Annotated in this window: 17 protein-coding genes; 12 read left to right on the plus strand and 5 right to left on the minus strand. The window is 35.8% G+C overall.

Going from position 1 to position 19,402, the window contains the following annotated elements; translation table 11 throughout:
- The first annotated feature begins 93 nt into the window (after positions 1 to 93).
- Entirely contained in the window at positions 94 to 609 is a 516-nt protein-coding gene (locus ACFOZ1_RS01410) for a GNAT family N-acetyltransferase (protein WP_390195077.1), read from the plus strand.
- 77 nt (positions 610 to 686) lie between these two features.
- Here ACFOZ1_RS01410 and ACFOZ1_RS01415 read toward each other — a convergent pair whose 3' ends face one another.
- Positions 687 to 1,778: an AI-2E family transporter gene (locus ACFOZ1_RS01415; protein ID WP_390195079.1), complete on the minus strand. Its 1,092-nt coding sequence runs from the start codon at positions 1,776 to 1,778 to the stop codon at positions 687 to 689.
- Positions 1,779 to 1,897: 119 nt separating this feature from the next.
- On the opposite strand from ACFOZ1_RS01415, the gene ACFOZ1_RS01420 reads away from it, so the two are divergent.
- The 4 genes from ACFOZ1_RS01420 (at position 1,898) to ACFOZ1_RS01435 (ending at position 6,774) form a co-directional block, all read left to right on the plus strand.
- Positions 1,898 to 3,616 carry a phospho-sugar mutase gene (locus tag ACFOZ1_RS01420; RefSeq protein ID WP_390195081.1) on the plus strand — a complete coding sequence of 573 codons (1,719 nt, stop codon included), beginning with the start codon at positions 1,898 to 1,900 and terminating at the stop codon, positions 3,614 to 3,616.
- A 283-nt stretch (positions 3,617 to 3,899) separates the two neighbouring features.
- A complete protein-coding gene (locus ACFOZ1_RS01425) occupies positions 3,900 to 4,715 on the plus strand; it encodes a TerC family protein (RefSeq protein WP_390198011.1) in 816 nt (271 codons plus the stop codon).
- Positions 4,716 to 4,766: 51 nt separating this feature from the next.
- Entirely contained in the window at positions 4,767 to 5,222 is a 456-nt protein-coding gene (locus tag ACFOZ1_RS01430) for an OsmC family protein (RefSeq protein WP_390195082.1), read from the plus strand.
- 157 nt (positions 5,223 to 5,379) lie between these two features.
- Entirely contained in the window at positions 5,380 to 6,774 is a 1,395-nt protein-coding gene (locus ACFOZ1_RS01435; protein WP_390195084.1) for an L-cystine transporter, read from the plus strand.
- A 57-nt stretch (positions 6,775 to 6,831) separates the two neighbouring features.
- On the opposite strand, the gene ACFOZ1_RS01440 is transcribed toward ACFOZ1_RS01435, so the two are convergent.
- Positions 6,832 to 9,882: an efflux RND transporter permease subunit gene (locus tag ACFOZ1_RS01440; RefSeq protein ID WP_390195085.1), complete on the minus strand. Its 3,051-nt coding sequence runs from the start codon at positions 9,880 to 9,882 to the stop codon at positions 6,832 to 6,834.
- A gap of 130 nt (positions 9,883 to 10,012) precedes the next feature.
- Here ACFOZ1_RS01440 and ACFOZ1_RS01445 point away from each other — a divergent pair, with 130 nt between their 5' ends.
- The 5 genes from ACFOZ1_RS01445 to ACFOZ1_RS01465 all read left to right on the plus strand — a co-directional run bounded on the left by ACFOZ1_RS01445 (position 10,013) and on the right by ACFOZ1_RS01465 (position 14,696).
- Positions 10,013 to 11,245, plus strand: a complete 1,233-nt coding sequence (locus ACFOZ1_RS01445) for an aminopeptidase (protein ID WP_390195087.1) — start codon at positions 10,013 to 10,015, stop codon at positions 11,243 to 11,245.
- A gap of 211 nt (positions 11,246 to 11,456) precedes the next feature.
- Entirely contained in the window at positions 11,457 to 12,482 is a 1,026-nt protein-coding gene (locus ACFOZ1_RS01450) for an acyltransferase family protein (protein ID WP_390195089.1), read from the plus strand.
- A 183-nt stretch (positions 12,483 to 12,665) separates the two neighbouring features.
- The gene (locus ACFOZ1_RS01455; RefSeq protein WP_390195090.1) at positions 12,666 to 14,006 is read left to right on the plus strand and encodes a sodium-dependent transporter; all 1,341 of its coding nucleotides are present in this window, start codon (positions 12,666 to 12,668) and stop codon (positions 14,004 to 14,006) included.
- A 42-nt stretch (positions 14,007 to 14,048) separates the two neighbouring features.
- Complete coding sequence (locus ACFOZ1_RS01460; protein WP_390195092.1) at positions 14,049 to 14,315, plus strand: DUF5327 family protein; 267 nt, start codon at positions 14,049 to 14,051, stop codon at positions 14,313 to 14,315.
- A gap of 12 nt (positions 14,316 to 14,327) precedes the next feature.
- Entirely contained in the window at positions 14,328 to 14,696 is a 369-nt protein-coding gene (locus ACFOZ1_RS01465; RefSeq protein ID WP_390195094.1) for a DUF423 domain-containing protein, read from the plus strand.
- A gap of 10 nt (positions 14,697 to 14,706) precedes the next feature.
- On the opposite strand, the gene ACFOZ1_RS01470 is transcribed toward ACFOZ1_RS01465, so the two are convergent.
- From ACFOZ1_RS01470 to hemQ, 3 genes are all read right to left on the minus strand, one after another.
- Entirely contained in the window at positions 14,707 to 14,961 is a 255-nt protein-coding gene (locus ACFOZ1_RS01470) for a hypothetical protein (protein WP_390195096.1), read from the minus strand.
- Between the two features lie 334 nt (positions 14,962 to 15,295).
- Positions 15,296 to 15,718, minus strand: a complete 423-nt coding sequence (gerQ, locus tag ACFOZ1_RS01475) for a spore coat protein GerQ (protein ID WP_390195098.1) — start codon at positions 15,716 to 15,718, stop codon at positions 15,296 to 15,298.
- A gap of 166 nt (positions 15,719 to 15,884) precedes the next feature.
- Positions 15,885 to 16,631 (minus strand): hydrogen peroxide-dependent heme synthase, encoded by a 747-nt coding sequence (gene hemQ, locus ACFOZ1_RS01480; protein WP_390195100.1) that lies wholly within the window; start codon positions 16,629 to 16,631, stop codon positions 15,885 to 15,887.
- Positions 16,632 to 16,862: 231 nt separating this feature from the next.
- Here hemQ and pta point away from each other — a divergent pair, with 231 nt between their 5' ends.
- Together pta and menC are read left to right on the plus strand one after the other, a co-directional pair.
- A complete protein-coding gene (pta, locus tag ACFOZ1_RS01485; RefSeq protein WP_390195102.1) occupies positions 16,863 to 17,834 on the plus strand; it encodes a phosphate acetyltransferase in 972 nt (323 codons plus the stop codon).
- Positions 17,835 to 17,912: 78 nt separating this feature from the next.
- The gene (menC, locus tag ACFOZ1_RS01490; RefSeq protein ID WP_390195104.1) at positions 17,913 to 19,022 is read left to right on the plus strand and encodes an o-succinylbenzoate synthase; all 1,110 of its coding nucleotides are present in this window, start codon (positions 17,913 to 17,915) and stop codon (positions 19,020 to 19,022) included.
- Positions 19,023 to 19,402 lie beyond the last annotated feature (380 nt).

Genomic DNA, 19,402 nt, shown 5'->3' on the forward strand with positions numbered 1-19,402 from the left:
TCTATATTGTCCAATATAATTAATATAGGTAAGTGTCTAAATTTTGTTTGAATAACAAAATTTAACTAAATAAAACTGTAAGGAGATGGGAGAATGAGGACAAATATTAGGAAATGTACGTTAGAAGATTTGCAAATCATCCAGGAAATTGGTACACAAACATATAATGAAACTTACAGTCATTTGCATACACCAGAAGATATGAATGAATATTTAGATAGTGCCTTCAATTTACATCAATTAAAAAAAGAATTATCCAATCCATCCTCAACATTTTTATTCCTGTACGTCAATGATGTGCTAGCTGGTTATTTAAAGTTAAATGAAAACGGTGCACAAACATACGAAATTAGTGAAAATGCATTAGAAATTGAACGAATTTATGTGAGACAGATGTTTCAAGACAAAGGGCTTGGAAGAATACTATTAAAAACGGCAATTGATTATGCAAAGGAACATCAAAAAAGTGAAGTATGGTTAGGTGTGTGGCAAAAAAATAAAAATGCAGTTGATTTTCACAAGAACATGGGATTTGAAATCAAAGGTTCGTATTCCATCTTAATTGGTGATGATGAACAAGTAAATAATATTATGGTTAAACAGTTGTAATCTTTTCTATTAGATTAAGATAGAGGTAACGTGGTACTTTCGCCAATAGATATGGCGAAAGACCGTATGTTATCCTTTTATATTAAATCTGGATCTTCCTCTGGTTGCTTCTTTTTCCACTCATGATAAAAATGTGCAATAATTGTTTTCACGACAGCATATGCTGGAATGATAAATAACAACCCAAGAAACCCTGCAATTCCTCCCGCTGCTAAGATTAATGTAATCACTGTTAAAGGGTGTAACGATAATGCACGTCCCATCACATTTGGAGATATAAAGTTACTTTCGATTTGTTGTGCGATTAACATAACAACAGATGCCCAAACAGCTAAGATTGGATCTTGGAAAAAACCAACGATGATAGCAGGTACTGCAGATAAGTATGGACCGATAAATGGAATGAAATTCATGATTAGTCCAAATAACGCTAGAAATAATGGATAATCTAAATCGATAATTAAATATCCGATATATAACATGAAACCGACACATAAACTAACAATAAATTGTCCTTGGATAAAGGATGCTAATGTGTGGTTTACATTTGTCGTTAATGTTCGAAAACTCCTTGCTTTGTTCGGACTTAAAAATTGTGAAATAAAAGGAACAAAACGATGGCCATCTTTTAGCATGAAAAACAAGAAAAATGGAATAAGCAAAAAGGAGAAAACAAAACTAAACACTTGTGCGATGATATTAATGATACTTGCAGTAATATTCTCCGCATAATTACTTATATTATCTAGCATATTCTTCATAGCATCTTCTAATTGTGGTGGAATAATGTTTTGGTTGCTCTGCCACATATCTACTAATTGTTCTGCATTCTTCACCATTTTCGGAATACTATCAAAGAAATTACTAAATTGTTTTTGGACAATTGGTGCGACAAATTGAATAATGATTGTAATAATTAGCGCAATTAATATAAATACAATAAATGTACCAATGATTCGTGGGAATTTCTTTTTCTCTAGATAATTAACAATAGGGTTAGTTATGTAAAAAATGACACCAGCACCGATAATGGGTACAGCAATTGCCGTCAAATATGCTGCGACAGGTTCGAAAATAAATCGTGTTAAGTGTATTAACAGAATTAATGTAAAAATTAAGATGAGTGTTAGTAGAATTCGTATACTCTTTTTCTCGAACAATGTAATCATCACGACCTTTTGTAGAATATATAGTGATTTTATTCTATCATATTAAATATAAATATGGTATGTAAGTTATAGTAGAGTATGTTAAAATAATTTAAAAAGTATGTTGGAGGGATAATCTTATGTCATGGCAAGAAACATTAAAGAAATGGACTTCATTCGCAGCATTGGATGAAGCATTATTGAAACAATTAAATGAAGTAGTAAAAGATGAAAAAGAGGTAGAAGATGCATTTTATAAGAATTTAACATTCGGTACAGGTGGAATGCGTGGTGTATTAGGGCCTGGGACCAATCGTATGAACATATATACAGTGCGTAAGGCTGTAGAAGGACTTAGCTTATACATAAAAGAAAACGTACAACATTGCGAAGAACGTGGAGTTGCCATTGCATATGATTCACGCTATATGTCTCAAGAGTTTGCGATAGAGGCTGCGCGTGTGTTAGGCTCACACGGAATTAAGGCATATGTATTTGAATCATTACGCCCAACACCATTGTTATCCTTTGCTGTTCGTTATTTACATGCAGCTGCAGGGATTATGATTACAGCAAGCCATAACCCACCAGAATATAATGGATTCAAAGTTTACAATGAAGACGGAGGACAAGTACCATTAAAAGAAGCTGCTGCAATCATTGAAAAGGTAGATTTAGTAGCAGATGAATTGTCTGTCAATGTAGCAGAACAAAAAGATCTAGAAGCAAATGGTTTATTAACGTGGGTCGGCGAAAAAGTCGACAAGGCCTATTTACAAGCATTAAAAGGTTTGCAAAAACAAGAAAATGCATCAGATGATTTAACAATTGTATTCACACCATTACACGGAACTTCACATGATTTAGTACTTGCAGGTCTGAATCAAGTTGGATTTACGAATGTACATGTCGTTCGTGAACAAGCGAATCCAGACCCAGAGTTCAGGACAGTCGAGTCTCCAAATCCTGAAGAGCATCAAGCATTCACAATGGCGATAGAGCAAGGGCAAGCAATCAATGCAGACATTCTTATTGGTACAGATCCAGATGCAGATCGTCTAGGAGTAGCAGTGATAGACGCAAATGGTGCCTACCAAGTACTTACAGGAAATCAATTAGGTACATTGATGTTGGATTATACACTATCTCATTTATCAGAAGAAGAACGAAAAAATGGTAAATTGATTAAAACAATTGTAACAACAGAAATGGGAAGAACTGTAGCTAAATCTTATGGTGTAGACACAATAGATACATTAACTGGATTCAAATTTATCGGAGAAAAAATTAAAGAATTTGAATCAACAGAAGAACATTATTTATTTGGTTTTGAAGAAAGTTATGGCTTTTTAATTGGTGACTTTGTCCGCGATAAAGATGCAGTACAAGCGGCAATCGTTGCATGTGAGATGGCTAATTATTGGAAGAAACAAGGGAAGACACTACTTCAAGCTCTTGATGGCTTATATGAACAACATGGTTATTATTTAGAAGGAATGAAGTCATTAACATTAAAAGGAAAAGATGGAGCAGAACAAATTGCTACTATTATGGAAGACATTAGAGCGAATCCATTTACAGAACTAGGCGGACTAAAAGTACTAGCTGTCGAAGATTATGATACAAGTAATCGAACACTTTTAGTAGAAGATAAAAATGAAATCATCGAATTACCAAAAGAAAATGTAATGAAATTTATTTTGGAAGAGGATGCATGGGTATGCTTCCGTCCTTCTGGTACAGAACCTAAGATTAAGAGCTATTTTGGTGTGAAAACAACAGAAGAAACAAAAAGTAAGGATCTACTTCAAGCAATTCAATCACAAGTAGAAGAAAGAATTAATCAAATTATTGCATAAGATATGCTTATCATGTAAAACCTATTGTTACAGATGTGACAGTAGGTTTTTGTTATATAATAGAATGAATGGAACACTATTTTTTGGTAAAAAAAATATAAGTTATTGACAAATGAGTGATTTCGAATTATAGTAAAAACATACATAAAGGGGAGTAGCTGTACAGTAGATGTCGTCATTTCGAGGATGTATCCTCCGGCATCATTGGCAACTTGACGTTGTTAGCGAGACCTTTACCATCTGTGGTAAAGGTCTCGCTATTTTTGTGAGCTTTTATCCTAAGATGGATTATCTTTCATATATAAGAGGAGATGGAACTGTGGAATTACTTTTAGAGTATGGTTGGGTATTACTAGTATTAATAGGATTAGAAGGTATTCTAGCTGCAGATAATGCGTTAGTATTAGCAATCATGGTAAAACATTTACCTGACGAACAAAGGAAAAAGGCATTATTTTATGGATTAGCAGGAGCATTTATCTTACGCTTTGGTTCATTATTTGTTATTTCCTTCTTAGTGGATGTCTGGCAAGTACAAGCAATCGGAGCACTTTATTTATTATTTATCTCTGGTAAACATTTGTATGATAAATTCTTGAAGAAACCGAAAATTGCAGACGACGAATTAGTGGAAGCGGAAAATGCGAAAGAAAAACAAGGTAGTAGTTTCTGGATGACGGTACTAAAAGTAGAGTTCGCTGACTTAGCTTTTGCTGTGGATTCTATATTAGCAGCTGTGGCACTAGCTGTAGCTTTACCACCAACTGGCTTAGGTACAGTTGGTAGTTTGGATACAGGACAATTTTTAGTTGTATTCGCAGGTGGAATGATTGGTTTAATTATCATGCGTTTTGCAGCAAATGTATTTGTGAAATTATTACATGATCGCCCAGGACTTGAAGTTGCAGCATTTGCCATTGTAGGATGGGTGGGTGTGAAGCTTGTTGTAAGTGTACTTGCACACGATGATGTACACATTTTGCCACATGATTTCGCCCATTCACTTGCATGGAAATTAACATTTTATTTAGTATTAGTAGGTATTGCTGTTGCGGGATGGTTCTTATCAGGTCCGAAGAAAGAAGAAGTGAAAGCATAATTTGCACTTAGCAGACATTTTTTCTACAATAGTTGTAGAAAGGATGATCATATGGCACTTCATAGATTCAGATTACATGCGGATTGGCCTGGTGGCAGAAATGAAGTAGGGACGATAGATGCAGGTAATTTAAAAACAAAGATTTCGATTCCGAAAGAGATGGATGGTCCAGGTGTTGGAACGAATCCTGATGAGATGTTATTGGGTGCAGCGTCTACTTGTTACATTATTACTGTAGCTGCAATGATAGAGAGAAGCAGTATACCAATTAAGCTTTTAAGTATAGATTCTACAGGTGATGTAGATGTGACAAAAGGTGTATACACGTACAAGAAAATCACGCACAAACCTGTTGTGAAGTTACAAGCAAAAGCAACAGAAACAGACTTGGCTAAAGTAAAAGAAATCGTACATGCAGCCGAATCTTCTTGTATGATATCACGAGCGATAAAAGGCAATGTAGAAGTAGTAGTTGAAGAAAATATAACAATCGAAGCACAGGACTAAAAAAGTGATCTATCACATAAAATAAAAGCAAAGAAAGATACAACCAATATCTTTCTTTGCTTTTTTACATTTGAATATTTGATTGTTGACAAATCTCGAAATAAAGGTTAATATATTCAAAGTATTTCAATCGGAATAATAGACTGGAGGGTTATTTATGGAAACATTATTGATTATCGTTAATATTGCAATATTCTTAGCATTTATCGGAATATTATTTTATATGCAAAAGAAATTCGTTTCATTTAGTAAGCGTGTATTTGCAGGTTTACTATTTGGTATTTTACTTGGGGCATTTTTACAAATTATTTATTCAGCAGACTCAAGTATTGTTGGTACAACGACAGATTGGTATAACATCGTTGGTAGAGGGTATGTTCGCTTACTAATGATGATTGTTATCCCGCTAATTTTAGTGTCGATTATCCAATCTATTATTAATTTAGAGAAATCTTCTGAATTAGGGAAGATGTCTGCATGGATTATTGGTATTTTAGTTACAACTGCAATGGTCGCAGCATTAGTTGGTGTAACAAGTGCAACAATATTTGATTTAAATGCAGATCAAATTGAAATAGGGCAAGCAGAAGAAGAACGAGGGCTCGCGTTAGAAGAAAGACTTGGTTCGATTGAAGGAATGTCGACACCACAGAAGATTCTTGAGTTTATCCCGTCGAATCCATTTTTAGATATGACTGGTCAGCGTGCAACATCCACTATCGCTGTTGTTATTTTCTCTATTATTGTAGGGATAGCAGTACTAGGTGTACGTAAAAAGCAACCAGAACAAGCGGAGAAATTCGTTGAAATAATTAATGCGTTATATGCTGTTGTAATGCGTATTGTAACAATTATTTTACGTCTTACACCATATGGTATTTTAGGATTGATGGCAAATACGGTTGCACAAACAGATATTGCAGGAATCATTGAACTAGGTAAATTTGTTGCTGCATCTTATGTTGCTTTAATTGCGATGTTCATCATTCACTTAATTTTACTAGCGGTATTTGGTTTAAATCCATTATTGTATGTGAAGAAAGTATTACCTGTATTATCATTTGCTTTTACATCTAGATCAAGTGCAGGGACGATTCCTTTAACGATACAAGTTCAAAAAGAAAGTTTAGGTGTGCATAGTGGTACTGCAAATATGGCAGCATCATTTGGTGCAACAATCGGGCAGAATGGATGTGCAGGTATTTATCCAGCAATGCTAGCTGTCATGATTGCACCATCACAAGGTATTGATCCTTTATCACCAAGTTTCTTATTATCATTAGTGTTAATTATCGGTGTAAGTTCATTTGGTGTTGCAGGTGTCGGTGGTGGAGCAACATTTGCTGCATTAATCGTACTATCATCTATGAATTTACCAGTTGCATTAGCAGGTCTACTTATTACTGTAGAGCCATTAATTGATATGGGTCGTACAGCATTAAATGTGAATGACTCTATACTATCTGGTACATTAACATCAAAAATTATGAAAAAATTAAATATTAAAAAGTACAATGACAAAGATTTAGTAGATAAAGATATTGCAATGTAATGGATAGAAAAAGCAGGGCATTTGATTGCCCTGCTTTTTTGTACGCTTAAAATTGTTTTATTTCTTAATCATTTTTGCCATTGTGACATAACTTGCTGGCAATAATAGTAATGTGAGCGTTGTGGAGAAGATAAGTCCAGCAACGATAGATACTGCTAAAGGTTTGAACAATACATCTCCAGTGAAAATGATTGGAGCTAATGCAGCAATTGATGTTAATGTTGTTAAAATAATTGGTCGAAGCCTTGCTTTCCCTGCAGCAATAATGGCTTCTTTAATATTTCCTTGATAACGGGCTTTATTTTGCTCAATAAATTCAATAATTAATATCGAGTTACGAACAACAACTCCGGATAGTGAAACAATACCAAGTACTGCTAAGAAGCTAAGTGGCTGCCCACTCACAAATAAGCCTGCAATCGCACCAGTAACTGCAATGAGTACAGTGCTCGTAATTAATAATGGTGTAAGTAATGAGTTAAACTGTATAGCTAATGTCACATAAATTAAAAACAGGACAATGACGAACAATTTAGCTACTTCAATAAAGAACTCTGTTTCTGCACTAGATTCGCCATCTTCTATCAATGTATATCCTTCAGGCAATTCTGCTTGTAATGTATCTATTATTTCTTCTGTATCCTCTGTGAATGTAGCTACATCACTATTCTCATATGCCTCAATCGTAATCGTGCGTTCTCCGTCCAAATGTGTAATTGCGGCAATTTGTTCATCGACTGTTTCTGTTATGAATTTGTCATATGTGAAGATAGACGGTGCGCCACGTTCTGATGGTACAACAGCTTGTAATTGATCTAAAGCAATCCCATCTTCCAACCCTTCATCAAGACTAATTTCAAGCGTATATCGTTGATTGTCTACAGATATTTCTGTGAAAGGAACGCCAGTATTAGCTAATTGTAATGTGTTCTTTACTTGATTCAAATCAATCCCATTCTCCGCTAGAAATGCTTTGTCAATCTCATATGTTTTTACGGGTTGACTCGTTCCAGTATTAATTGTAGCAATCTCAACAGCATCTAATGCATTTAAATCTTCCTGTAATGCTGTCGCGGTTGATAATAATGTATCCAATTCTGGACCTTGTAATTTCACTTCTAATGCAGCAGATGCTGGAGGACCTGATACAATCGTTTCTAAGAAAATTTGCCCTTCTGGGAATGTTTCTCTTAATTCTCGTTCATAATCTTCGATAAATGTCTGTGCACTATAATTGTCACGATTAATTCGAATAGCTAGCTGACCTGTGTTCTCTCCAGACCTTGTTAGGCTAGAATTAAAGATATTCGGTAATCCACTTCCAGTATAGCGAACGGTCTCTGTTACATTAGGCTCTTGCTCTAGAATGTATGCTTCGATTTCGTCGAGCATAGCATCTGTATCTTCTATTTTTGTACCTTCATCTAATGTTAAAGAAAGGGTTACTTCTTGTCTGTCTGCAGCAGGGAAGAACTCAAATGGAACTTTCAGCGCTAAGGATAGAAGTAATAGACAGATAATGATTCCGCTTAGTACAGTAAGCCATGGTCGCTTAATCGTAAATGGAATAATGTTTTCTGCATAATGTTTCTCGAGAAAGCGGAAAAAGTTCGTTAATAGTCCACCTTTTCGACGCTTTTTCGTTTGTTGTATTCTCAGTTGTCTTACATATTGAATGGAAGGAATGACTGTTAAAGCTAAAATGGTTGAAGCAATAATTGTTCCCATTAATGCAATAGGTAAAGCGCGAATGAATTCACCATTACTACCTGATAAGAATGTCAATGGTAGAAAACTAAATACAATCAGAAGTGTCGATGTAACAATCGAAACACCAACCTCTTTTATACCTCTCCTTGCTCCTTCTAGTGGACTGTCACCAAGTTGGTACCGCCGCATAATATTATCATTTACAACAATGGCATCATCCACCAAGATACCAATTGCGACAATAATTCCAATAATCGATATCTGGTTTAGGTCTACACCCGTATATGGTAATGGTATGAACCCGATAATGATAGACAACGGAATAGCAAATGCCACTAAAATTGCAGAAGAAATAGGTAATCCTAATACCATGATAATGACTACTGCAAAGAATGAAATTGCAAATGATACTAATAAACTAGTATATACCTCATCAATTATCGTGCTTTGTGTATAAAAATTGTCAACAACCACTTCTTCAGGTAAATCTTGCTGTAATACTGTCATTTTGTCATCAATTTGTTTTTGTAAGTTTGTAATATTGACGCCATCTTTTGCATAAATCGTCAAAGAAAGTGCTTGTTTGTCATCATATGTGATGATGTCACTTACTTTCTCATCAACGATTGCAATGGAGGCAATATCGACCAAATAGATTGGTTCATCACCGTTTGTTGTAATATAGGTCTGTTCTAAACGTGTGAAATCATCTTCTTCTGCAATATTAAGCAAAAAGTTCTGATCATCCGTTGTTTCTGTACCAAGTGCAACAGGTCCGAGTTCTGCTTGGATTGCTTCAATAATTTGTCCTGGCTGCACACGATACTCGCCTAAGGCTTCTTGGTCTAGTTGAACTTCAACATATTGATCAGGAATACCTTTCCATTCAATACTATCTACACCGCTGATAGAAGTGAATTCCTCTTCCCAACTAGCAATCGTTTCTCTTATTGCTAACAATGTTTCTGTGTCTTCATTTAGCAAATGATAGGTTGCAACACTGGAACGAACTAAATCTGTTTTTACTTCAGGTGTTAAGGCCTCATCTGGAAAATCTTTTTGTGCATTTTGAACCGCTTGACGAATAGCCGCATAGATACTAGTAGGATTGTCTGTTTCAGTTAATGAGATTGTAATAGTAGAGAATCCATTTGTAGATGCAGATGTTAGTTGATCCACACCATCCACTGTTTCTAATTCGTCTTCTATTTTATTTGTAATCACTTGTTCGACTACCTCAGGATTCGCGCCTGGATACACAGTGGATACAGATGCAATGTTTTGTGAGATTTCAGGAATATCTCTTTTCGGGATTTGTATGTAAGTAAAAATACCTGTAATAATAAATAACAGAACAAAAATCCAAACAATTTTACGATATTTTAATAATGTTTCCATCGCTTCACCTCATGCAATTATTTTCTTTCTAAGTTATATTATGTTCTTCTATACCCTTTTAAGCAATTCTTTTAACTTGACTTTTCCACTCTAACAAATATTCTTATAGTAGAAGAAGGAGGCAATAAAAATGAAAAATCAGTTAGAGAAATATGCACAATTAGCATTAGAAGTCGGTGTGCATTTACAAAAAGGGCAAGGATTGCTCATTCAAACATCAATTGAAGCGGTTGAATTTGTTCGAATCGTTGTCGAAAAGGCATATCAATTAGGTGCATCTGATGTACATATCGAATGGAAAGATGACGAGTTAACATACTTAAAAATGAAACATGCACATATGGATGTATTAGAAACATTCCCAGACTGGCGAAAAGACGCATTCACATCAATGGTGAAAGATGGTTATGCTGTACTAAATATTTACGGAGAAAATCCAGATTTATTGAAAGACATTGACGGGAATAGAATGGTTGCAGTAACAAAAGCAAGTTCTGTTGCGTTAAAAGAGTATCGTGATTACATGATGAATGATCGTGCAAGATGGTCAATCGTCGGATATCCAACGAAAGGTTGGGCGAGCAAAATATTCCCTGACATCACAGAGGAAGAAGCGGTGAAGCAACTGTGGGATGAGATTTTCCGGATTGGTCGTGTAAATACAGCTGATCCAATTGCTGCATGGCAAAAGCATAATGAAACGTTAAAAAATGCACGTGAATATTTGAATGAAAAAAGTTATAAAGCATTGCATTTTACTGCACCAGGTACAGATTTGACGATTGGTTTAACAGATGGTCACATTTGGCATGGTGGGGCAGCTGTTGCAGAAGATGGAGTAAGTTTCAATCCGAATATGCCGACAGAAGAAGTTTTTACAATGCCACATAAGTATAATGTAAATGGTGTTGTAACAAGTACGAAACCACTAAGTTTTCAAGGTCAATTGATCGAAAATTTTACGCTAACGTTTAAAGATGGTAAAGTGGTGGATTATACATGTGAAAAAGGGGAGCAAGCATTAAAGAATTTACTAGAAGCAGATGAAGATGGTGCATCTAGATTAGGAGAAGTGGCGCTTGTCCCACATGAATCACCAGTATCAGAATCTGGCCTCATCTTCTTTAATACATTATTTGATGAAAATGCATCATGTCACATTGCATTAGGTAAAGCATATCCTACTAATATTAAAGATGGTTCTAACATGGATGAAGCAGCAATGGATGCAAATGGTGTGAATGATAGTATTGTGCACGAAGATTTTATGATTGGGTCAGATAAAATGGATATTGACGGTATTACGGAAGATGGTAAAAGAGAAGCAATATTTCGAAATGGAACATGGGCGATTACATTTTAACGATGAGGTAATAAGCGAAGGCAACTACTAATAGTAGATATGCCTTCGTTTTTGGTTCACTCCAGTCACTACGTTTCTAACCGGGCGTTTCCGCTTTTGCTTTTTTTACATGTTTCTTACATTCTGTTTACATTTGGGTTATTTGGGTTTGGTTGTTGGGGGGATTGGGGTATCATTTTAGAAAAGTGATGGGAAAGGGAGATTGAGTTATATGCAGCGAGAAGCATACTTTGATAATGCAAAACTCCTGTTTATTTTTCTAGTAGTCTTTGGTCATTTGATTCAACCATTAAAACAAGAGATTGAGGTTATTGATGCATTGTATCAAACCATTTATTTAATGCACATGCCTGCGTTTGTTCTGATTAGTGGTTTCTTTGCAAAAGGCTCTAGTGAGAAGGGGTATTTAATAAAATTAGCAAAACGAATATTGTTTCCTTATTTGTTGTTTCATATATTCTATACACTTTATTATTACGGAATTGGTAAGAATAACTGGGATACCACGTTATATGACCCGCATTGGGGATTATGGTTTTTACTTAGTTTATTCAGTTGGCATTTATTATTAATTGTATTTAAACAAATGAAACCATTACCAAGTCTTGTTGTTGCAATATTAGTTGGAATCGGTGTTGGATACGTACCATTTATCGGTGAGGCATTCAGTTTATCACGTACATTTGTCTTCTTTCCGTTCTTCCTAATTGGGTTTTGGTTAACGAAAGAACGACTGTTTTTAGCGATGGAGAAAACAAAACGTTGGATTCCAGCATTATTGTTACTGACTGTGTTTGTCATTAGTTATATAGGACCGAAAATACATGCACATTGGTTATTTGGCTCGCATTCTTTTCAAGATTTAGGCATGCCAGTTGAAGGAGGAATTGTACGCCTGCTTTTATATAGTGTTGCACTATTAATGGTCTGGGCTGTTTTCATGTTAATTCCGAGAAAAAACTATCATTTTACACGTCTTGGTCAAAAAACAATGTATGTATATTTATTACATGGTGTGATTATTCAGTATATTCGCCAAGCTAATCTACTCCAATTAGATCACAATTTAGATACAATAGGGTTAGCAGTGATTGCTGCATCAATCGTCTGGTTATTGTCATCCGATTTTGTCTCTACATTTACCCAACCAATTGTAGAAGGTAAAATAACAGAGATTCAAAAATGGAACAGACAACGTCATAAAAAATATACATTTAAAGAGAAGTCATCATCTTAGTATGATGGCTTTTCTATTTTGTTGGTTAATCCATATTTTTGGTTGAGACTTCCAAACGTTTGAACAGGATAAAAATGCTTGTTGCATCCTTTTCATCATTTCGTGTAAAGTATAGCATGACGAATGTGTAATTTTCATGTATAATTACTAGCGTTTGAAACTATAAAATGAGGTGTAAAAGAAATGCAAAGAGAAAATTGGGCCTCGCGTCTCGGCTTTATGTTAGCTGCTATGGGATCAGCGGTAGGCTTAGGAAATATATGGCGTTTCTCCTATGTAGCTGGAGAAAGCGGTGGTGGCGCATTTTTAATTATTTATTTATTGAGTGTGTTTGTGATAGGTGTGCCATTATTATTAGTTGAAGTTAGTATTGGTCGAAAGGCACAACAAGATGTTGTAGGATCATATCAAAAGTTAGCGCCAAAACAGCCATGGTATTTAGGTGGATTTTTGGGAATCGCAAGTGCTTTTTTGATTTTAAGTTTTTATAGTGTTGTAGCAGGATGGGCGCTTTACTATTTATGGGGGTATCTGACAGGAACAATGGCCGATTTACCTGAAAATGGGTACGGACAGGCGTTTGATACATTTATTAAGGAAGACTATGCTCCGATATTCTGGCATGCATTATTTTTATTTATTACAATGCTGATTGTACTAGGTGGAGTAAAGAACGGGATTGAGTTAGCTAATAAAATTTTAATGCCAATTCTTGCTTTATTAATGATTGGACTAGCGATTTATAGTGTGACGTTACCTGGCGCAGAAGAAGGGTTAAAATTTCTCTTCAGTCCTGATTGGTCTGTATTAACAGATCCATCCATCTATATCGCAGCAATGGGTCAAGCATTCTTCTCGCTTAGTCTTGGTGTTGGGACAATGATGACATATGGGAGCTATTTATCATCAAAGCAAAAGTTACCTGGTGCAACAGTAGGAATTAGTATTATGGACACTCTTTTTGCTGTCATATCAGGTATTGTTATTTTTCCAGCAGTATTTGCCTTTGGTATTGACCCAAGTTCTGGACCTAAATTAGTGTTTATTACATTACCAGAAATATTCCACCAAATGGGATATGGCCATTTCGTTGCAATTCTTTTTTTCTTAGCATTAAGCTTTGCGGCGGTATCTTCTTCCATTTCTCTTTTAGAAGTACCTGTAGCGTATTTAATGCGTAGAGCGAAGATTTCCCGCAAATTAGCATCTGTTATTACAAGTATCATTATTTTTATTTCAGGTGTGACGGTATCTTTAGGTATGGGAAGATGGAGTCGTATTACACCAATTGGCAATCGCAATATTCTCGATTCGATGGACTTTCTTTCATCTAATGTCTTCTTGCCAATAGGTGGCTTGACAATGGCTTTATTTGTTGGATGGTACTTCACAAAGAAAGAAGCATTAGTAGCAGCTGATTTACATGGTCACTTTATCGGTAAAGTATGGTATGTATTAGTTAAATATATCGCACCAATCTTAATCATCATCATTTTCCTTAATGCATTAGGTATTGTAAAATAGACAACATACATCATATTGGAAATGGACGAGGAGGCGATAGAGTTGGCGATTTCTAATCAACAAATACTAAGTAGAATAATGAAAGAATGTGAACAAGCGATACAATCTGGTCATGTACGAGAACATGCAAAGGCAATTCAAGTATTGGCAGATTTATTACTTGATTCAGAAGAAAAAAGCCCGAAAGCAATCGATCAACAAGTAACAGCGTCAGAATGGAAAGCAATGATTGGTAACAACACTTCTATAAAGAATTTTCAAAAAGAGGAAGATGATGAAGGCAATGGTGGTTCATTACTCGATTTCTAAGGAGAGGTTTAGATGAAAGTCTTTTTATTATTAGGTGTAATCAATGGTTTCCTAGCCGTGGCATTAGGAGCATTTGGTGCGCATGGTCTTGAAGGAAAGTTATCAGAGAAAATGATAGCAACATGGGAGAAGGCAGTACAATATCAAATGTTCCATACTGTTGCTCTTTTCGTAACTGCAATACTGATGCAAAAAATGCAAGTAACAAGTGTAGCAACAGCTGGATGGTTCTTCTTTGCGGGGATTTTGTTGTTCTCTGGTAGTTTATATATTTATTCCACAACAGCAATAAAGACATTTGCAATGATTACACCAATTGGTGGAGTTGCTTTCTTAATAGGTTGGATTTTACTCGGTTACGCAATCGTGAAATATGTGTAATCATGATTTGTTAGATTCTGAAATAGACTAACATAACAATGGCACCAATTACCGCTAATCCGCGGAGCAATTGTTGTGAGAAATAGTAGGTTTGTTTTTTGATGTATGCTTGTCTTGCTTCAATGAGCAAAATCATGCTAAATAAGCTCAATGATAAAAATAAGAAAAAAATCATATGAAGCTTCCATAAAACAAATAGGCTTGTGAGCATAATGACAGACAATGCGAATGAAATATCACTCGATGTGGCGCGATTATTGTTCATACTAGATACCTCCGTTTATTAGTAGGTGGAAGCGAAAATAAATTTGACAAAACCACGATTATATGGCGATCGTGGTTTTGTTTTAGTTTAGATAATGATTAAATGAAATAACATCGTGATTCCTTAATTTTTGTTTGATGCGTTCCAGTCACTACGTTTCTAACCGGGCGTTTCCGCTTTTCATCTGGCTAGCTCCAACGCCCAGAAACTAGGTGACTTCACGAATCAACCATCAATAAGTCATCATCGATTCGTTCCTCATCGTGATTCCTTAATTTTTGTTTGATGCGTTCCAGTCACTACGTTTCTAACCGGGCGTTTCCGCTTTTCATTATTACCTCGGGGCGTAATTTGCTAATTGTTGATTATATGGATAGTCATATTCGATTTCTTCATCGAATGTAATGTAATCTAAGTACACCATTAACAGAATGTAACGCTTGTTGGTCTCTGGATCACTTAGAACAATATGGTCTCGTCCTGCTGCTTCAATAATGCCTTTAAATATTTTTGCGTTCCATCTCTCGTTGTTTTCGAATGTCATATATACTGTTGCAAGCTTGCCTTTGTTTAATCGTAGAATATTCTCCACATACGATTCTTCAACAGGTAGCATGCCGGGTGTATCTGAAACCTTTTGTTGAGGCATCTGTTGTTGTGTTGGATAATAAGTGGCTTGTGGATAGCCTTGCATACCGTAATAGCTTTGTGGTGTATATGTCATACCAGCTTGCTGTCTTAATTGATCTTGGTTCATATAGAAAAACTCCCTTCTTTCCTCCAAAAAAATATCGAGCTATACTCTACTAGCCATCTATATGAACGAAATGGGGGATTTATGCATGAAAAGTAGTGGAGGTTTTTCTTGATAAGATGCTTACTTAAACAAAAAAACACACGCATTTTTTTGCGTGTGTCATTCATTAAACTTCCATGTATGTTGGGATTTTGTCTATTGGTAAAACTGTGCCGACATAGAATGGACCGAATTCACCGTATCGTGCACTCACGACATCGAAGCGCATTTCATACACAATTTTCTTTAATTGCAATACATCTTTTGCGAAAAGTGTGACACTCCATTCCCAATCATCAAATCCCATAGAACCAGTTATAATTTGTTTTACTTGGCCTGCGTATTTGCGTCCGGTGAAACTATGTTCATACATAAGTTGACGACGCTCATCAAACGGTAACATATACCAGTTGTCATTACCTTCACGTCGCTTATCCATTGGGTAGAAACAAATATGTTCCCAATCTGGTAATTTTGGCTTCAATCTAGCACGAACTCCTGGATTTTCTTCAGGGTTTTCGCCTTCTTTAGTCATATATTTAGATAATTCTACGACAGAAACATAGGAATAGCTTGGTTTTGTAAATTCTGCAAATTTAGATTTGTTAAATTTTAATTCGATTTCACCAAGTTCTTGCATCGTTGGTCGCAATATCATTAATAATATATCTGCTTTTTGTCCCATAATAGAATAAAATGCATGACTACCTTCTCGTGCTTCCGCAACGACTTCCCATGATGTGAGCATTTCTTGTAATTCTGTGACTGCTTGTTCTCTATCTTTTTCAGTGGCTTGTTTCCATTTTGTCCAATCAATTGTACGTAAATCATGTAAACAATACCAACCGTCCATTGTTTCTACTGCTTCTGGCATGACTTTCGCTCCTTTTCTCTATAAAAAGTATCTATTGCTTCTCGTTTTAATATAACATATTTGGGGAAAAATAATCATTAGATATACAAGCATGCGATGTAGCTTTATGTCCATTTTTTGAACAGAAAAAGAAATTTGCATTTAAAAACGCATACATTTTGTCTTTTACTTTTATTATTACACAAAGTATCGTATCATATAATACAGATGAATAATTTGGAGGGTTAACCAATGAGTGATTTATTTACAGATGTGAAGAATAGATTAGCAGGAAACGTAAGAAAAATCGTATTCCCAGAGGGTTTAGATGAAAGAATTTTAACTGCAGCTAGCAAGTTAAGTGAAGATGGAGTTGTACAACCTGTATTAGTTGGGGAAGAAGAAAAAATAGAACAGAAAGCACAACAATTAGGTGTGAATGTATCCGATGTTACCATCATTAATCCAGCAACATATGCAGACTTCGATGCGATGGTACAGGCATTCGTAGAGCGTCGTAAAGGGAAAGCAACAGAAGAAGATGCACGCAAGATTCTATTAGATGAGAACTATTTTGGAACAATGTTAGTATACATGAATGAAGCGGACGGACTTGTAAGTGGTGCAGCACACTCTACTGCAGATACTGTGCGCCCTGCATTACAAATTATAAAAACAAAACCTGGTGTAAAGAAAACATCTGGTGTATTTATTATGGCACGTGAAGAAGAAAAGTATGTTTTTGCAGATTGTGCAATCAACATCTCACCAGATAGCCAAGACTTAGCAGAAATTGCAGTGACGAGTGCAGAAACAGCACAATTATTTAATATTGATCCGCGTGTGGCAATGTTAAGTTTTTCTACAAAAGGATCAGCAAAATCACCTGAAACGGAAAAAGTAGCAGAGGCAGTAAGTATTGCAAAAGAATTAGCACCAGAATTAGTATTAGATGGTGAGTTCCAATTTGATGCAGCATTTGTTCCATCTGTTGCAGAGAAAAAAGCACCAGGTTCTGTAATTAAAGGGGATGCGAATGTATTTGTTTTCCCGAGCCTTGAAGCTGGTAACATTGGTTACAAAATTGCACAACGTCTAGGTGGATTTGATGCAGTTGGACCAATTTTACAAGGATTAAATAAACCAGTAAATGATTTATCGCGTGGATGTAGCGCGGATGATGCATACAAACTAGCCCTAATTACAGCAGCACAAGCACAGTGAGAATTTTCTCGCTGTGTTTTTTTAATGACGCGCTGTTTTCTAATATGTAGTAAAATGCTATATGAGAGGTGGATTGCGATGATCAAAATCAAACAAATGACTCTATATAGATTACGAATGCCATTACGTACCCCTTTTTTAAATTGGAGAGAGCAAGTGAAAGAAAAGGATTTGTATATTTGTGAACTAGTAGACCAAGATGGTGTGACTGGATATGGCGAATCTGTTGCATTTGATTCTCCTTGGTATACAGAGGAAACTACAGAAACCGTCCATTATATAGCAAAGACATATTTAAAACAGCTATTAAAGGAACCTTTTTTACACCCAAGCGAATTTATTGAACGGGCTAACGTTATTAAACGGAATCATATGGCTAAAGCGATGGTGGAAGGAGCACTATGGGATATATTTGCAAAAAGATTAGAAATGCCATTATATCAAGTGCTCGGCGGGAAAAATCCAAAGGTAAATGTAGGTGTTGCTATTGGAATGAAACAAACAGATGATGAGACATTAGATGCAATCGGACAAGCGGAAAAAGACGGGTATAAACGAATAAAATTAAAAGTTAGCAAGAAAAATGATCTTCGTTTGATAAAAAAAATACGAACAAAATTTCCGATGATGCCATTAATGATGGATGCGAACGGAGCTTACACAATCCATGATATAGAACACGTGAAGAAATTCGATCACTACAATTTATTAATGATTGAGCAACCATTTCACCCTGAAGACTTTGTTGATCATAAGTATTTACAGGAGCAATTACATACACCTGTTTGCTTAGATGAGAGTATTCATACGATACAAGATGTTCGAACAGCGATTGCGTTAGAAAGTTGTCGTATTATTAGTGTGAAATTAGGAAGAGTCGGAGGATTTAGAAATGCATTAACCATTCATGATCTCTGTCAAAAGCATCAAATTGGGTTATGGACAGGCGGTATGTTAGAAGCAGGAATTGGAAGAGCACAAAGCTTAGCGTTAGCAACATTACCTGGGTTTACCTATCCTGCAGATCAAGCAGGTGCGGATAGATATTGGGAAAAAGATATTCTATCAGAGGAAATAATAGCGGAAAATGGAATGATTACATTGCCTCAAAGACCAGGCATTGGATATGAGGTGGACAAAGCTGCGATAGCTTATTATCAAATAGATCGAGAAATTGTGAAGGTGTGATTCTTGTTGGGGTGATTGTCGATTCCTGCGTGGCTCGGGGAATCCCAGCGTGGCTCGGGGAATTCCTGCGTGGCACGGAGAATTCCTGCGTGGCATGGAGAATCCCTGCGTGGTTAGTGGAATTCCTGCATGGCTCGGGGAATTCCTGCGTGGTTCGAGAAATCCCTGCGTGACTCACAGAATCACTAAGTGTCCCCATCATCCTCCAACTACATTCCCCTCCAATATTTATTCAAATTTCCAAAGTTTGTTGCTCAGATATACTAAGTTCATAAAATAATGTAATTATTCTGAAAGAAATTCTATTAAATAAAAAGATATTACATGAAATAATAGTGGATAGCTTAGACAACTTACAGCTTTAGAGAGAAAAAATAAGG

Origin of the sequence: Gracilibacillus marinus, assembly GCF_042651725.1 — a bacterium.
Classification (GTDB): domain Bacteria; phylum Bacillota; class Bacilli; order Bacillales; family Amphibacillaceae; genus Gracilibacillus; species Gracilibacillus marinus.

Excerpts from the sequence above, each read along its gene's own strand:
- ACFOZ1_RS01410 (WP_390195077.1), top strand. The coding sequence starts at position 94 with ATGAGGACAAATATTAGGAAATGTACGTTAGAAGATTTGCAAATCATC.
- ACFOZ1_RS01415 (WP_390195079.1), bottom strand. The coding sequence starts at position 1,778 with ATGATTACATTGTTCGAGAAAAAGAGTATACGAATTCTACTAACACTC.
- ACFOZ1_RS01420 (WP_390195081.1), top strand. The coding sequence starts at position 1,898 with ATGTCATGGCAAGAAACATTAAAGAAATGGACTTCATTCGCAGCATTG.
- ACFOZ1_RS01425 (WP_390198011.1), top strand. The coding sequence starts at position 3,900 with ATGGATTATCTTTCATATATAAGAGGAGATGGAACTGTGGAATTACTT.
- ACFOZ1_RS01430 (WP_390195082.1), top strand. The coding sequence starts at position 4,767 with ATGGCACTTCATAGATTCAGATTACATGCGGATTGGCCTGGTGGCAGA.
- ACFOZ1_RS01435 (WP_390195084.1), top strand. The coding sequence starts at position 5,380 with ATGGAAACATTATTGATTATCGTTAATATTGCAATATTCTTAGCATTT.
- ACFOZ1_RS01440 (WP_390195085.1), bottom strand. The coding sequence starts at position 9,882 with ATGGAAACATTATTAAAATATCGTAAAATTGTTTGGATTTTTGTTCTG.
- ACFOZ1_RS01445 (WP_390195087.1), top strand. The coding sequence starts at position 10,013 with ATGAAAAATCAGTTAGAGAAATATGCACAATTAGCATTAGAAGTCGGT.
- ACFOZ1_RS01450 (WP_390195089.1), top strand. The coding sequence starts at position 11,457 with ATGCAGCGAGAAGCATACTTTGATAATGCAAAACTCCTGTTTATTTTT.
- ACFOZ1_RS01455 (WP_390195090.1), top strand. The coding sequence starts at position 12,666 with ATGCAAAGAGAAAATTGGGCCTCGCGTCTCGGCTTTATGTTAGCTGCT.
- ACFOZ1_RS01465 (WP_390195094.1), top strand. The coding sequence starts at position 14,328 with ATGAAAGTCTTTTTATTATTAGGTGTAATCAATGGTTTCCTAGCCGTG.
- ACFOZ1_RS01470 (WP_390195096.1), bottom strand. The coding sequence starts at position 14,961 with ATGAACAATAATCGCGCCACATCGAGTGATATTTCATTCGCATTGTCT.
- gerQ (WP_390195098.1), bottom strand. The coding sequence starts at position 15,718 with ATGAACCAAGATCAATTAAGACAGCAAGCTGGTATGACATATACACCA.
- hemQ (WP_390195100.1), bottom strand. The coding sequence starts at position 16,631 with ATGCCAGAAGCAGTAGAAACAATGGACGGTTGGTATTGTTTACATGAT.
- pta (WP_390195102.1), top strand. The coding sequence starts at position 16,863 with ATGAGTGATTTATTTACAGATGTGAAGAATAGATTAGCAGGAAACGTA.
- menC (WP_390195104.1), top strand. The coding sequence starts at position 17,913 with ATGATCAAAATCAAACAAATGACTCTATATAGATTACGAATGCCATTA.